The sequence below is a fragment of the Corynebacterium tuberculostearicum genome (assembly GCF_046097255.1).
Lineage (GTDB): Bacteria > Actinomycetota > Actinomycetes > Mycobacteriales > Mycobacteriaceae > Corynebacterium > Corynebacterium tuberculostearicum_J.
Map to the genome: position 1 here is coordinate 1,265,116 of NZ_CP175770.1, position 14,122 is coordinate 1,279,237.

Genomic DNA, 14,122 nt, shown 5'->3' on the forward strand with positions numbered 1-14,122 from the left:
TGGTGAAATAGTGCAGCCCGGCTGCGCGTTGCACTGGGCATGACTTCGCTTTTCGAACCACTGGAACTTGGCCGATTCAAGCTAGATAACCGCGTCACCATGGCGGCACTGACCCGCCAGCGTGCAGGCGAAAGCGGTGTACCTACCGAGCTGCACCAGAAGTACTACTCGCAGCGTGCCACGGCCGGTCTGGTAGTTACGGAGGGAACCTTCCCGGCGTGGACCAACCGCGCATTCCCGGGCCAGGCGGGCATTGCGACCGACGAGCAGGCAGAAGGCTGGCGCGCCGTCGCAGACCGCGTGCACGAGGAAGGCGGCACCCTGTTCATGCAGATCATGCATGGCGGCCGCACGAGCCACCCGGACCTGATTGACGGTGCGAACCCGGAGGCGCCGAGCGCCTTTGATTGGGGCGGAACCGTGCGTGGCTTCGCTGGCAAGATGGACGCGCCGGTGCCGCGCGAGCTGAAGAAGGAAGAGCTGCCGCGCATCGTGGATGAATTCCGCCAGGGCGCGCGCCGGGCTATTGATGCTGGTGTCGACGGCGTGGAGATCCACGGCGCCAACGGCTACCTGCTGCATGAGTTCATGGCGCCGTCTGCCAATAAGCGCGAAGATGAATTCGGCGGCAGCCCGGAAAATCGCTGGCGCCTGCCAGAGATGGTCATTCGCGCTGTGGTGGAGGAAATCGGTGCCGACCGCGTAGGCGTGCGTTTCTCCCCGGCACACAACGTGCAGGGCGTCATCGAAGACGACCAGGAAGACATGCTGGCCACCTACGGCGGGCTTCTCGACGCCCTGGCACCGCTGAACCTGGCCTATGTATCCCTGCTGCACGGCGAGCCGGACAGCGAGCTCATCGCCACGCTGGCGCAGAAGGCACGTGCGAACGGCGTGACCAAGGTGCTCATGAATGATGGTTTCCCCACGATTACCTCCAAGGAGGATGCCCAGCGCGAAATCGAGCTGGATTACGTGGATGCCGCAGTAGTAGGCCGCCAGCTCATCGCCACGCTGGCACAGAAGGCACGTGCGAACGGCGTGACCAAGGTGCTCATGAATGATGGCTTTCCTACGATTACTTCCCAGGAAGACGCCCAGCGCGAAATCGAGCTGGATTACGTGGATGCCGCAGTAGTAGGCCGCCAGCTCATCGCCAACCCGGACCTGGTGCGCCGCTGGCGCGAAGGCCTCGAGCTCAACGAGCCGGACCAGGATACGTTCTACCTAGGCGGCGAGCGCGGCTACATCGACTATGAGTATGCCGCGGACTAGGGAAGAATCCGCGGCACCAAAGGGGGCCCGAAAGGCGGGCGAGTGATAGGTAGTGAAATTCCCCAGAGAGGGTCTTTCACTATCTCTATCGAAGGTGTACTACTCGTTCGTTAACATCGAGTACCTGTCATGTGACAGAACTTACAACTATTTGCTGTAGCCCTCACCCGGGCGCCAGGTCATGGTCACGGCCTCGCGCACCGGGGACTTGGCGGTGAGCAGGTTATCTACGCGCAGCCAGTGCATTTCCGCCGAATCCGGGCGCACGGTGACAAAGCTGTAGCCGTGGTGGTCCAGATCCACGTGGCGGGTGTGCGGGTTGGCGCCCATCAAGTAGCGCTCGGCCAGCTTGGACAGCTCATTGCCCTCCGGCAGCTTCAGCTGCTCGTTCACGTTGGGTGCAGATACGGAGGCGCAGACCATCTCGGCGCCGAAGATGCGGCCATCCTTGCTGATATTGTGCGCCCACTCGGAGTGGATATCGCCGGTGACAAAGAGGGTGTGGGAGTCGTGCTTAGAGAGGGCGTCGATAAGCAAGCGGCGCTCCGCCGAGTAACCATCCCACTGGTCGCCGTTGACCGGAATGCCGGTGATATTGGAAGACAGCGAGGAAGAGACCGGCTTGGTCTTGTCATCTTGTTGCAGGGTAGCCAGGTTCATAGGGGAGAACATGACGGAATTGCCCAGCATATTCCACTTGGTAGAAGAGGTTTCAATCTTATTGAGCAGCCAGTTGTACTGCTCAGAGCCGAGCATCGTGCGGCCTTCAGCGGCCATCTTGCGCGGGCCAAAGCGCACCTGCTCATCGCGGTAGGTGCGCAGGTCCATCATGGTCAGCTCCACCAGATCGCCGAAGGTCAGGCTGCGGTAGAGGTGGCCCTGCTCGGATGGGTTGGTCGCACGCACTGGCATCCACTCAAAGTAGGCCTGCATCGCGGCCTTGCGGCGGTCCAGGAAGGCTCCTTCTTCACCTTCGGTGTGGTTCTCCGCGCCCTCGCGCCAGTTATCGTTGGCCACTTCGTGGTCATCCCACACCACGACCCACGGCAGCGCGGCGTGTGCGGCCTGCAGGTTCTCATCGGTGCGGTAGCGGCCGAAGCGGATGCGGTAATCCTCCAGCGAGATAATCTCGTGCGCCGGGTGGTGCAGGCGCACCGGGCCATAGCCGGCGTATTCGCGCTGCGGATACTCGTAGATATAGTCGCCCAAGAAAATCATGTAATCCAGCTGGTCCGCGCGGCCGCGCTGGGCAATATCGCCATAGGCATTGAAGAAGCCGGACTCCCAGTTAGCGCAGCTAGCCACGCCGAAGGTGAGCTCTTCCGGGGAGGCGCTCAGCGCCGGGGCGGTCTTGGTGCGGCCGACGGGCGAGTACTTATCCTGCGCCTTAAAGCGGAAGAAGTACACGGTCTCCGGCTCCAGGCCATGCGGATCCACGTGCACGGTGTGATCCTGGCCGGCGTCGGTGGTCACTTCGCCCCGCTTAACGACGTCCCCGAACCCCTCATCCTTGGCAATTTCCCACTCAACCGGGGTGGCCTCGCCCAGTCCGGATCCCGGCATGGCATCGGCATCCGGGGTCACGCGGGTCCACAAGATGACCGAATCTGGAATCGGGTCACCCGAGGCCACACCGTGGAGGAAGGGCCGCTCGCCCAGCTTCGGCTCCACCATGTGCTGCTCCACGCGCGGCGAGAGGCTGCTTTGTGCGTTGGCGGCTGCACCGGACAAAGCGATGGCGGCACCGGCGGTACCGGTGGATTGCAGGAAGCGGCGGCGGTTAACTGCGCTGCCCGTGTTCTTAGAATTATTAGACATGGTTGAAAGTTTTCTCATGTCTAATGGGCGTGCAACCGTTTCCTGTCCGATTCCATAAAATGTTCTTGTTGTTTTAACCGGTGGTTTACTTGGGCGGCCTCCTGCGGGCCTGACGCATCTGGCGGTTGGGCGGTTTAGCGGTTTCTAGGGGCTTTCGCCGGCTCCTGTGGCTTAGGTCCATTCTGATCGGGCTGATTTGAGGCCTTTAGGGCTGAATTGAGGGGTCCATTCGCTCAGATCGGCCCGATCACCTTGGACCTAAGGTGTGCGGGGCCCAGTAGGCCAAAGGAGTGACCGGCTCAAAAAGGCGCGCCCACAGCGGTCCAGTGCTTCCGAATGAGGCTCAGTAGGCTGGTGAGTATGAGTGAATTTAGCCAAATTAGCCAGTGGCCCGCGGATACGGTGGCCGGAGCCTTGCTGCACCGCGGCGAGGTGCAAGAAACGGTGGGGGATACCGGCCGCGAGTTTCCGGTGGCATCGGTAACCAAGCTAGTCGCGGCCTACGGCGTAATGCTGGCCGTGGAAGAAGGTGCCGTGGAGCTTGAGCAGCCCGCCGGCCCGGAGGGCTCCACGCTCGAGCACCTGCTTGCACACGCCTCTGGCATTTCCTTTGATTCTCGGGAACCGCAGAAGCCGGTGGGCGAGCGCCGCATCTATTCCTCGGCCGGTTATGAGTGGGCCGCGGATACCGTGGCCGAAGCTACGGACATGGACTTTGCTGAGTACCTGCGCGAGGGCATACTGGCCCCGCTGGGCATGAATTCCACCCGGCTCGAAGGCTCGGCCGGGCACGGTTTGGTCTCCACGGTGGAGGACCTCGCGGCCTTTGCCGCGGAAGTTCAAGACCCACAGCTTTTGCACCCCTCCACCGTGGCCGATATGCGCCGCGTACACTTCGGCGGCCTGCGTGGCATCGTTCCGGGCTACGGCAGTTTCAAAGACTGCACCTGGGGCCTGGGCTTTGAAATTCACGGCGATAAGGATCACTGGATGGGCGCCCTGCCTGCCGACGCCGTCGGTCACTTCGGCATGTCCGGCACTTACCTCTGGGTCGCCGGCGACTATGCCATGGTCGCACTCACAAACCGCGACTTTGGCAAGTGGTGCAAGCCGCTCTGGCACGATACGAATACCGCCATCTGGAACTCTTTGTAATCTGCCCGCTTTGGTGGAGCGAGCGCCTTCCACTGGGGGAAGTGGTGCGGTGGAAGGCTCCCCCGCGGGGCGGGGAGAAGTCGGGGAATTTCGTGCGAGAAGGGGCCATCCGGCGCAGGAGACCGGCGCGAGCGCACGGGCGGCGGTTGCGTGAGATTCTAGTTGCGCGTTCTCGTGCGTGAGCAGGGCTTCTGTTTCCTTCCGTCAAGAAGGGGCAGAATTTTCTCAGCAAACTCCAAATTTCACATTTGTAACATTGGTTTCACCTGCAACTTTGGCCCCAGTCTGTACCTAGGGTTGAGGTTTAGCGAATGGGGGTTGAAGTGAAAGTTGAGGGTTGTAGGGAGGGGTGTGACGCAGGAAAATTGTGAGCAGACGCATCAGACAGTTCGTTGGGGAAGACGAAGCTCGTCTTGCATCGCGCCGGGCCGGCAGGCCTCGTGCGGTGGTGATCTATGTCGAGGGAGAATCGGCTATGAATACGTGCGTTAACCCTGCGCCGGTTGAACAGCCGGCCTCCACCTCCACGTGGCCCTCCGTCAACGGCGGCGCCACCGTGGTCACCGGTGTGCTTAAGATTTCCGGGATGCCGCGCAAGCTGCGCTCGGAGATTGAACACGCTATGGATCGGTGCATCCGTACCGAGTCGGAATTTATCATTCCGGGCGATGACCCACTGACCGCTCAGTGGTGCACTCGTTGGTTCCGGGATGGGCTTTCTGTAGCGGCGCTTGCCAAAGGCGGGAGCGCCTGCACCAACGCGGGCAGCGGTATCGGCTGCCACCAGGTGCTTACCGGCACCCGCGAGGAGCTAGACGCGCTTGATTGCGTCGTGCGCTACCTCGCGCAGCGCCACGGCTTTAGTGCTGCCGTGCGCCTGCCGTAGAAAGCGCGAAAGGGGTTGGACCAGCTGCTGCTGGCCAACCCCTTTCTTTCTGCCGCCGGATGGTGCGACAAGGGAAGAACTATTCCGCTTCGGCGAAGGGATCCAGGATCTTGTCTGGTAACTCGGCCACGGACTTCAGCACGGCCGACGGGCGGTACGGGTAGCGAGAAATCTCGTGGTCATCGGAAATGCCGGAGCGCACCAGTACCGTGCGCATGCCGGCCTCAAGGCCCGCCTTCACGTCGGTATCCATGCGGTCACCAATCATGATCGTCTCCTCCGAGTGGGCGCCGATATTATTCAGCGCCGAACGCATCATGACCGGGTTAGGCTTGCCCACGTAATAAGGCTCGCGGTTGGTGGCGGCGGTAATGAGCGCAGCCACGGCGCCCGTAGCTGGAAGTACGCCCGTGGGGGCGGGGCCGGTGACATCCGGGTTGGTGGCAATAAAGCGTGCACCATCGCGGATGAGGTTAATGGCGGTGGTAATCGCCTCAAAGGAATAGGTGCGGGTCTCGCCAAGTACAACGAAGTCCGGGTCATCGTTGGTGAGGATCCAGCCCGCCTCGTGCATGGCGGTGGTCAGGCCGGATTCGCCAACTACGTAGGCCTTGCTGGAACTTACCTGGCTGGAAAGAAAGTTTGCGGTAGCGGTAGCGGAGGTCCAGATGCGCTCTGCAGGGATATCCAGACCGGTATTGCGCAGGCGTGCAGATAGGTCCCGCGGGGTAGACATGGAGTTATTGGTCAGCACCATGTACTCGATGTCATTGTCTTTGAGTGCCTGGATAAATTTATCGGCGCCAGGGATCATCTCACCTTCTTTGATGAGCACGCCGTCCATGTCTGATAGGTAAGAAATCATTGGTGATCCTCCACATACTCGGCGATATCGCCGATGGTTTCGCTGTTGAGCATCGTCTCCTCAGAAAAACGCACCTGGAAGGCCTCTTCCGCGCGCACGGTGAGCTCCACCAGATCGAGCGACTCCACGCCGATATCCTTCAGGCGGGTCTCGCGGCCCAAGTCTTCCTCGGTCCCGGTGACCTTGTGGATGAGTGCGATGAGCTGGCCGAGAGTATCTCGCTCCGGCTCCTTGTCCGGCGCACTCGCATTGAACTTTGCCTGCAATTGGGCACTGAGGTCGTTTGCCATGCCCACCAGTCTAGTATTGATCCCGTTATGGCATTGAGAAAACGTTCTTCCGTTGTGGCGCGTAGTTGGCTCAAGCGCCTGCGCCCCTCGCACCGCGCCGAGCTAGAAAAGCTCTATGGCGGATTGCATGATCCCTCCACCGAGCCTGGCCTTACCCAGATCAGCGCCTCCGGCACTGTGGACCACGATGGCCTAGACATCGCCTGGTACGAAGTTGGCCAAGAGGACGCACCGGTGACGGTGGTCTTCATCCACGGCTATTGCCTGTCTTCAGAGGCCTATTATGACCAGGCCAATTACCTGCGCGGCCGCAACGCGCGCGCACTGTTGGTGGACCTGCGTGGGCATGGGCAGTCCTCCACGGTCGCCCCAGAAGAGTGCACCATTGACGCGGCTGCCGACGACGTCCTAGCCGTCATCCGCGAGCGCGCTCCCCACGGCAATTTGGTTCTCGTAGGGCATTCCCTGGGCGGCATGGTTGCCTTGAACCTCATCCGCCGTGCGCCGGCCGAGGTGTATGAGCGCATCAAGGGCGCGCTGCTGATTTCTACCTCCATGCGCCGCTTTGCGGCCAAGGGCGTGGCTCAGATATTGCAGTCCAAGTCCCTGCACGCGCTCTACCGCCTGTGTCTGCGCCTGCCTGGCCGCGTCGATAGTGCCCGCTTCGAAGTTGCCCGCTTTATTGCCCCGCTTTTTGCCGTGACCCTCGCCGGCTTTCCCCAGATGGAGAAGCTGCAGTTCCACGTTTCCATGCTTCTCGATACCCCCTTGGCCTCCTACTCCGGTTTCTTTGACGATCTTCTGGAACACGCTGAGTACGGCGCCGCCGAAAGGCTGGCGAAGCTCCACGGTGAAGTAGTGGTGGGCACCGCCGATATCGTGACCCCGCGTTCGCAATCCGAAGTACTCTGTGAGAATTGGCCCGCCGCGAGCCTGCAGACGGTGGAAGGCTCCGGGCACATGGTGATTCTTGAAGACCCTGAGGCCATCTCCGCGGCGCTCGGACGCGTCCTCGACGCGATATAGGCAGGCTGCTCGATAGAGCCTCTCTCGAGGCATGCAAAAGGCGCCGCGGCGGTAAGCCGGCGGCGCCTTACTTGCAACGTATTGGTGCGGGTCTAGCCCGCGCCGAGGAGGAAATTAGTCCTCGATGTGGGTGGTAGCGGTCGGATCATCCAGCTTGAGATCCTTGGCTGCCTTCTCCACAACGGAGCGCTCAATCTTGCCCTCGCGAGCCAAGCCATCGAGCACTGCGACGACGATGGACTCGGCGTCGATGTTGAAGTAGCGGCGTGCGCCCTCGCGAGTATCGGAGAAGCCGAAGCCATCCGCACCCAAGGTGATGTAGGTACCTGGGACGTACGGGCGGATCTGCTCCTGCAGCTCGGTGGTGAAGTCAGAGACGCCAACGAACGGACCTTCGTAGCCCTTGAGCTGGGAGGTAGCAAATGCCTCGGTCGGCTCCTCGCCCTTGCGCAGGGCCTCCTTGTTGCGGCGGGCACCGTCGCGGGCCAGTTCGTTCCAGGAGGTGACGGAGAAGATGGAGGCCTTGACATCGAAGTCGTCGGCAAGCAGCTGCTGCGCGCGCAGCGCCTCGTGCACGCCCACGCCGGAAGCCAAGATATTGGCGGCAATGGAGCCGCCCTCAGCGGTGTTGTAGTGGTAGATGCCCTTGTGCAGGCCCTCCACGTCCAAGTCCTCCGGCTCGGCCGGCTGGTGCACCGGCTCGTTGTAGACGGTGAGGTAGTACATGATGGCTTCATGGTCCTTGCCGTACATGCGCTCAATGCCGCGGGTGACCAGGTGCGCCACCTCGTAGCCGAAGGCCGGGTCATAAGAAACCACGGCCGGGTTGGTAGCGGCCAGGACAGGGGAGTGGCCGTCCATGTGCTGCAGGCCCTCACCGGTCAGGGTGGTGCGGCCGGCGGTAGCGCCGATAATGAAGCCGCGGCCCATCTGGTCACCGGCCGCCCAGAAGGCATCGCCGGTGCGCTGGAAGCCGAACATCGAGTAGAAGATGTACAGCGGAATCATGGCCTCGCCCTGGGTGGCGTAAGACGTTGCTGCCGCGGTGAAGGAGGCGGCGGCGCCGGCCTCAGAAATGCCCTCGTGCATGATCTGGCCGTCGGTGGCCTCGCGGTAAGAAAGCATCAAGTCATGGTCAACCGGCACGTAGTTCTGGCCGCGCGGGTTCCAAATCTTCATGGTGGGGAACCAGGAGTCCATGCCGAAGGTGCGGGCCTCGTCCGGAATGATCGGCACAACGCGCTTGCCCAGCTCCTTGTTGCGCATGATCTCCTTGAAGGTGCGCACCAGGGCCATGGTGGTAGCTACTTCCTGCTTGCCGGAACCCTTACGCACGGAGCGCAGCTTATCCAGCGCCGGCGCCTCGAGCGGGGTGAAGTCCTCACGGCGCTCCGGCAGGAAGCCGCCGAGCTCTTTACGACGCTCCAGCATGTACTTGATCTCCGGGGAATCCTTGCCCGGGTGGTAGTACGGCGGCAGGTACGGATCCTTTTCCAGCTCCGCATCGGAGAAAGGAATCTCCTGCTTATCGCGGAAGCGCTTCAGGTCATCCAGGGTCAGCTTCTTCATCTGGTGGGTGGCGTTGCGGCCCTCGAAGTTGTGGCCCAAGCCGTAGCCCTTAATGGTGTGCGCCAGGATGACGGTTGGTTTGCCCGTGCCCTTGTTCTCCAGCGCGCGGGCGTAGGCGGCGTAGACCTTGCGGTAATCGTGGCCGCCACGGCGCAGTGCCCAAATCTCATTATCGGACATGTCCTCCACCAACTTGGCCGTGCGCTCATCGCGGCCGAAGAAGTGCTCACGCACATAGGCGCCATCGTTGGCCTTGAAGGTCTGGTAGTCACCATCGGAGGTGGTGTTCATGACGTTGACCAGGGCACCCTCGGTGTCCTTTTCCAGCAGCTTATCCCAGCCGCGGCCCCAAATAACCTTGATGACCTCCCAGCCGGCGCCGCGGAAGAAGGACTCCAGCTCCTGGATAATCTGGGTATTGCCGCGAACCGGGCCGTCAAGGCGCTGCAGGTTGCAGTTGACCACGAAGGTGAGGTTATCCAGCTCGTAGAGGGATGCGATCTGCAGCAGACCGCGGGATTCTGGCTCGTCCATCTCGCCATCGCCCAAGAATGCCCAGACGTGCTGGTTGGAGGTGTCCTTGATGCCGCGGGTCTCCAGGTACTTATTAAAGCGTGCCTGGTAGATAGCGTTAATCGGGCCCAAGCCCATGGACACGGTGGGGAATTCCCAGAACCATGGCATCAGGCGCGGGTGCGGGTAGGACGGCAGGCCCTCGCCCTCACCGCGAGAGACCTCTTGGCGGAAGCTATCCAGATCCTTTTCGGTCAGGCGGCCTTCCATGTATGCGCGCGCGTACATGCCTGGGGAAGCGTGGCCCTGGAAAAAGACCTGGTCGCCGCCCGATGGATCGTCCTTGCCCTTGAAGAAGTGGTTCAGGCCGACCTCATACAGCGGGGCAGCGCCTGCGTAGGTGGAGATGTGGCCGCCCACGCCAATGCCCGGGCGCTGTGCGCGGTGCACCATGATGGCTGCGTTCCAGCGGATCCAGCGGCGGTAGCGCTTTTCCAGCTCCTCATCACCCGGGAACTCCGGCTCCATGGTGGTGGGGATGGTGTTGACGAAGTCCGTAGACGTCAACGATGGCATCTCAACGCGCTTCGCAGTAGCGCGCTCGAGCAGGCGCAGCATCAAGTAGCGTGCGCGCTCCGGATCGGAGTGGTCCAGCAGACCATCGAGGGAGTCCATCCACTCGCGGGTCTCTTCTGGATCATTATCGTGAAGATACGATGCAACGCCGTCGCGGATGAGGGGGAAGTTGGAGTCGCCCTGGTGGGCGTCCTTCTCGGCCATTTAAACCTCCTATTTAAGGGTCTGCACAGTTTGCCTACTAGGATACGCGCTCACAGATCCACAGTCGTTGTGAAGTCCGACTTAAGGGGACGTGCGGTACGTTACATCGCCATAACCAGTACCTTTGCAAAGTTTGTTGGGGTAAAAGAGGGTAGTTTGTTAACTCTGTGGAGCCAGCTGCGCTGGCGGCAGGGCCTGCAAAATGGGGGAATTGCGGCCCTTAGACGGGTAAAAGGGGCCGGTGGACGTTAAAATGCTTCTATTAAGCCGCGATTTACCCGCAGGATGCGGGCGATACGCGGACCAGACATTCACTAAAATAGGAAGGAAATGCATAGTGGCTGACGCTGCAGTCAAGCTCGGAATCAAGGAAGGGCAAATCGCCCTGGAGCTTGGTTGGGACGAGGATTGCGATACCGCAATCTCTGAATCGATCGAGGCCGTGCTCGGCGATGACTTCTTGGAAGAAGAAAATGACGAGCTGTGCGATGTAGTCCTTCTTTGGTGGCGCGAAGAAGATGGCGACCTTGTGGATGGACTGGTGGACGCGAGCCGCCCGCTGGCCGATAACGGCGCAGTCTGGCTGCTTACACCGGGCGCTGGCAAGCCGGGAACCGTCGAACCTGGGCTCATCTCTGAGTCCGCTCAGCTGGCAGGCCTAGTGCAGACCAAGGCGGAGCGCCTAGGCGAGTGGCAAGGCTCGTGCTTGGTGCAGCGTGGCTACACCAAGAAGTAGGTCTTTACCTGCCGATTTGTGTTGCTTTAGCAACCTGCGCTACTGTTTCTAACAGCGCAAGAGCGCATGCGGCTTTAGCTCAGCTGGAAGAGCAATTGGTTTACACCCAATAGGTCGGGGGTTCGATCCCCTCAGGCCGCACAAGGCAGACCGCCTCTAGGATTTGGTTCCGAGAGGCGGTCTTTTTCGCATAGGGGCGTTCACAATGCAGCGTAGCCAAATGGGGGATCGCAGGAGCAGTTTTCCGTAATGGTGGGGAAGACGATGACTGGGGCAAGAAACTGGCAGGGGCCTAATAGGTAGGTCTGGTTTCTCTGATGTACATGTATGGCCTAGGGAGAGGCCAAGGGACAAGTGTTGGCAGCTCGGCTCTTTCGAGCCACATTATGAGAGCAGTTTTACTGGTCAGACTAAACAACCTGTGAATGTTTGAGGGCAATTTGCCTATAGTCGTGGCCATGAAAGCAAAAGTGGAATCTCACGAGCGGAAATATACTTTTGATACCGTTCCGACGCGCCCGACCGTATTCTTAGATGAAAGTACTCGTCCCGATTCGCCCACTACCTCGAAACTGTGCGGAACACCGTATCTCCCGGAACATTCGCCGTATCCCAGTTTCGACGGTGACCCTTTGCTGTTTATCGCCCAGTTCAATTTCGCTGAGCTCCCTCCGCTGCCTGGGTTTCCTACGGCAGGACTACTACAACTTTTCCTGCCGGACGATGGTGATTGGGGAGTGCATTTCTTGAAGCAGGTTGTCGAGGAAGGAAACCAAAGCCCAACCCCATTTGCTCGTTACATTGCTGATCTCACCGCGCCCCATGTAGGCGAGGTTCCGGAAGAAGTTATTGACGAGGGAGACCACCCAGCTGAGGATCCTTCAGTGGCCACTGTCATTGATGGCACTCTGGGGGAAGTAAGCGTCACACCTACAGCTCACGAATATTCCCGCACCGCCTTCTGGGATGATGATCTTCGCACGATACTTCGCCACGGGGAAGATTTCGTAGAGGTACACACCTATTCATGGTCGATCATCATCCGGCGAGTTATTCGTGGAAAAACTTCAATTAAGCAGATCAATCTCTCTGGGCCAACAATGGGTAGTCAAAAGGAACTATTCAAGGCGGAAGTAGCTCGGATAGAAGCCGAAGGATTTATCGTCGACCCTCAGACCGAGGATTACGTGGAACCTACGGTCTTTAAAGATGCCGTGAAAAAGTCGCGTCTAGGCGGCTATGCAACGCTGTGGAACCCCAGCCGCATCCCGACCGACGATGAGCACATTGTGTTAGCCACGGTAGAAGAAGGTGACGGTTCTTTCGTGTGGGGAGATTGCGGAGTCGGAAACTTCTATATCCATCCTGACGACCTTGCCGCACGTGATTTTAGTCGAGTCATCTTCGAATGGGACTGCGGCTAATACGACGGCAAGAAGGCTGAGATACTAACTAGTTTGTACTTTTCATAGCTGCTGTCCTGGGCCAACTTGTGGCCACGTTACTCGTGAAAGGGAGGGGGTAGCGCCCGCTACCGTGGCTGTTCCTTGGGGCCTAGGCGGATGCTCAGGCAACGCGGGCTAGGCGGCCTAGGCAGAGAGTGGCTAGTAGCGCTCGCGGCGGCGCTTGTTCAGCTTGGCGTAGTGATCTGGTTTGGAGTCGCCGTAGCGCGAGCGATTGCGGCGGCTGGCGGCATGCGAGGAGGACGCGGCGGGAACGGCTGGGGCGGTATCGGTGGCGTCGTCAGCGGCCGCGTGGGCGTCGCGTCGGGAGGTCGCGGGGGACGGGGTTTCTACAGGTGCGGAGTCTGCAGCGGAGGCGTCCTCGGGCTCGGATGGGGTTGAGGCATCGGCATCGAGGGCGGCGAGGGCTTCTTCCTCCTCGCGTAGGCGGCGGCGCTCACGGATTTCGGACCACACGAAGTAGCCCAAGCCCAGCGGGGCCATGATGCCGAAGGCAATCCACTGGTAGCCGTAGGAGAGATGGTTGCCGCGGTCGAGCTGCGGGATCGGCATGGCGTTGAGCACGCCGGGCTGGTCGGCGGAGAGTTGGATGTAGTCGTGCGCCAAGGGGGCGTCGATAAGAGTGGCAATCTGCTCCGTATGGATGGAGTAGACCTGCTGGTAGCCCTCCTGCTTAATGGGGGCGGACTGGTGCTCGGCCTCGTCGGCGCGGATCATGCCGGTAAGCGTGGTCTCGCCCGAGGGAGCATCAGGGATATCCGGCACTGCGTTGGCCTCGCCGGCCTTGACCCAGCCGCGGTTGACCAAGATGGTCAGGCCGGAATCGGTGCGGAAGGGCACCAGGGATTGGTAGGACGGACCGGAATCGACCGGGCGCAGGCGCAGCAGCACCTCATCCTGCGGCAGGTAATGGCCGTGCAGGGTGGCGCGGGACCACTCATCGTCCTTGATGGCGCCGTGGTCATCCACGAGGTCTTCCACCGGCTGGGGGTCAGCCTCATAGGCGTGGGTGATGAGCTCATTGCGTTCCACAATGTCATCGTCCTTGCCCAGCTGCCACGGGGCAAGGACGGTAAAAGCGAGGTAGGAAAAGGCCACGACGAACAGCAGCAGTAGAACCCAACCCGGCTTAAGGAACGTCTTTAGCATGGGGCCTAGTTTAGTCGCGGTTAGCGCGAATCCAATCCAGCAGGCCAGGCACGGCGGCCTCGATATTCTTGCGCGTGGTTTCAAAATCCGCTGTGGAACCGTAATACGGGTCTGCCACGTCTGCGTCCTCCGGGGAGCTGGGGTCGAAGCTGCGCATCAGGCGAATCTTGTCGGGGTCGATGCCGTGCTCAATGAGGGCTTCGCGGTGGCCCTTGTCCATAGCAATGAAAAGATCAGCGTCCATGTGCTCGGCGCCTAGCTTGGCCGCGCGGTGGGAACCGCCATCGTGGCCGCCGCGGCGCAGCTCGGCAATCGCGCGCTCGTCCGCGCCTTGGCCCACATGCCAGCCGCCTAGGCCGCAGGAATCTACGGTGGCGACGAGGTCTAGCATGTCCTTTTCCATTTCATCGCGCACGATGATTTCTGCCATGGGGGAGCGGCAGATATTTCCGGTGCAGACAAAGACGAGGTAAAGGCCGGAGCGGTTATCGGATTCGGTCATGCGGAAAACCCCTTCGCGCGAATAGTACTGTGGTGCGGAAGATAGGATATAGCAGTAGTAACTATTCCATGAAACGAGCATAAAGGAGCACCTCT

At 60.6% G+C, this 14,122-nt stretch carries 12 protein-coding genes and 1 tRNA gene; 7 read left to right on the forward strand and 6 right to left on the reverse strand.

Annotated features, from left to right (window positions below; all coding sequences use genetic code 11):
* Positions 1–39: 39 nt before the first annotated feature.
* On the forward strand, positions 40–1,275 hold the full coding sequence (locus ACKFRY_RS06065; protein ID WP_408922038.1) for an alkene reductase: 1,236 nt from the start codon (positions 40–42) through the stop codon (positions 1,273–1,275).
* Positions 1,276–1,422: 147 nt separating this feature from the next.
* On the opposite strand, the gene ACKFRY_RS06070 is transcribed toward ACKFRY_RS06065, so the two are convergent.
* The gene (locus ACKFRY_RS06070; RefSeq protein WP_408922039.1) at positions 1,423–3,093 is read right to left on the reverse strand and encodes an alkaline phosphatase D family protein; all 1,671 of its coding nucleotides are present in this window, start codon (positions 3,091–3,093) and stop codon (positions 1,423–1,425) included.
* A 360-nt stretch (positions 3,094–3,453) separates the two neighbouring features.
* Here ACKFRY_RS06070 and ACKFRY_RS06075 point away from each other — a divergent pair, with 360 nt between their 5' ends.
* Positions 3,454–4,248, forward strand: coding sequence for a serine hydrolase domain-containing protein (locus ACKFRY_RS06075; protein ID WP_408922040.1), 795 nt, complete (start codon positions 3,454–3,456; stop codon positions 4,246–4,248).
* Positions 4,249–4,723: 475 nt separating this feature from the next.
* On the forward strand, positions 4,724–5,134 hold the full coding sequence (locus ACKFRY_RS06080; RefSeq protein WP_408922041.1) for a hypothetical protein: 411 nt from the start codon (positions 4,724–4,726) through the stop codon (positions 5,132–5,134).
* A 79-nt stretch (positions 5,135–5,213) separates the two neighbouring features.
* Here ACKFRY_RS06080 and ACKFRY_RS06085 read toward each other — a convergent pair whose 3' ends face one another.
* Together ACKFRY_RS06085 and ACKFRY_RS06090 are read right to left on the reverse strand one after the other, a co-directional pair.
* On the reverse strand, positions 5,214–5,999 hold the full coding sequence (locus ACKFRY_RS06085) for an HAD-IIA family hydrolase (RefSeq protein WP_302258337.1): 786 nt from the start codon (positions 5,997–5,999) through the stop codon (positions 5,214–5,216).
* Positions 5,996–6,289: an acyl carrier protein gene (locus tag ACKFRY_RS06090; RefSeq protein WP_200435400.1), complete on the reverse strand. Its 294-nt coding sequence runs from the start codon at positions 6,287–6,289 to the stop codon at positions 5,996–5,998. The genes ACKFRY_RS06085 and ACKFRY_RS06090 overlap by 4 nt, the downstream gene beginning before the upstream one ends.
* 27 nt (positions 6,290–6,316) lie before the next feature.
* On the opposite strand from ACKFRY_RS06090, the gene ACKFRY_RS06095 reads away from it, so the two are divergent.
* Positions 6,317–7,315 carry an alpha/beta fold hydrolase gene (locus tag ACKFRY_RS06095; RefSeq protein WP_408922491.1) on the forward strand — a complete coding sequence of 333 codons (999 nt, stop codon included), beginning with the start codon at positions 6,317–6,319 and terminating at the stop codon, positions 7,313–7,315.
* Positions 7,316–7,429: 114 nt separating this feature from the next.
* Here the strand turns inward: ACKFRY_RS06095 and aceE are convergent, their stop codons facing one another.
* Positions 7,430–10,177, reverse strand: coding sequence for a pyruvate dehydrogenase (acetyl-transferring), homodimeric type (gene aceE, locus ACKFRY_RS06100; RefSeq protein ID WP_408922492.1), 2,748 nt, complete (start codon positions 10,175–10,177; stop codon positions 7,430–7,432).
* A gap of 337 nt (positions 10,178–10,514) precedes the next feature.
* On the opposite strand from aceE, the gene ACKFRY_RS06105 reads away from it, so the two are divergent.
* From ACKFRY_RS06105 to ACKFRY_RS06115, 3 genes are all read left to right on the forward strand, one after another.
* Positions 10,515–10,913 carry a DUF3052 domain-containing protein gene (locus tag ACKFRY_RS06105; RefSeq protein ID WP_005324380.1) on the forward strand — a complete coding sequence of 133 codons (399 nt, stop codon included), beginning with the start codon at positions 10,515–10,517 and terminating at the stop codon, positions 10,911–10,913.
* Between the two features lie 68 nt (positions 10,914–10,981).
* A tRNA-Val gene (locus tag ACKFRY_RS06110) sits at positions 10,982–11,054 on the forward strand.
* Between the two features lie 317 nt (positions 11,055–11,371).
* On the forward strand, positions 11,372–12,337 hold the full coding sequence (locus ACKFRY_RS06115) for a DUF1963 domain-containing protein (protein ID WP_150851491.1): 966 nt from the start codon (positions 11,372–11,374) through the stop codon (positions 12,335–12,337).
* A gap of 180 nt (positions 12,338–12,517) precedes the next feature.
* Here the strand turns inward: ACKFRY_RS06115 and ACKFRY_RS06120 are convergent, their stop codons facing one another.
* Entirely contained in the window at positions 12,518–13,525 is a 1,008-nt protein-coding gene (locus tag ACKFRY_RS06120; RefSeq protein WP_294164491.1) for an SURF1 family protein, read from the reverse strand.
* Positions 13,526–13,535: 10 nt separating this feature from the next.
* Complete coding sequence (locus ACKFRY_RS06125; RefSeq protein WP_297553319.1) at positions 13,536–14,027, reverse strand: low molecular weight protein-tyrosine-phosphatase; 492 nt, start codon at positions 14,025–14,027, stop codon at positions 13,536–13,538.
* Between the last annotated feature and the right edge of the window lie 95 nt (positions 14,028–14,122).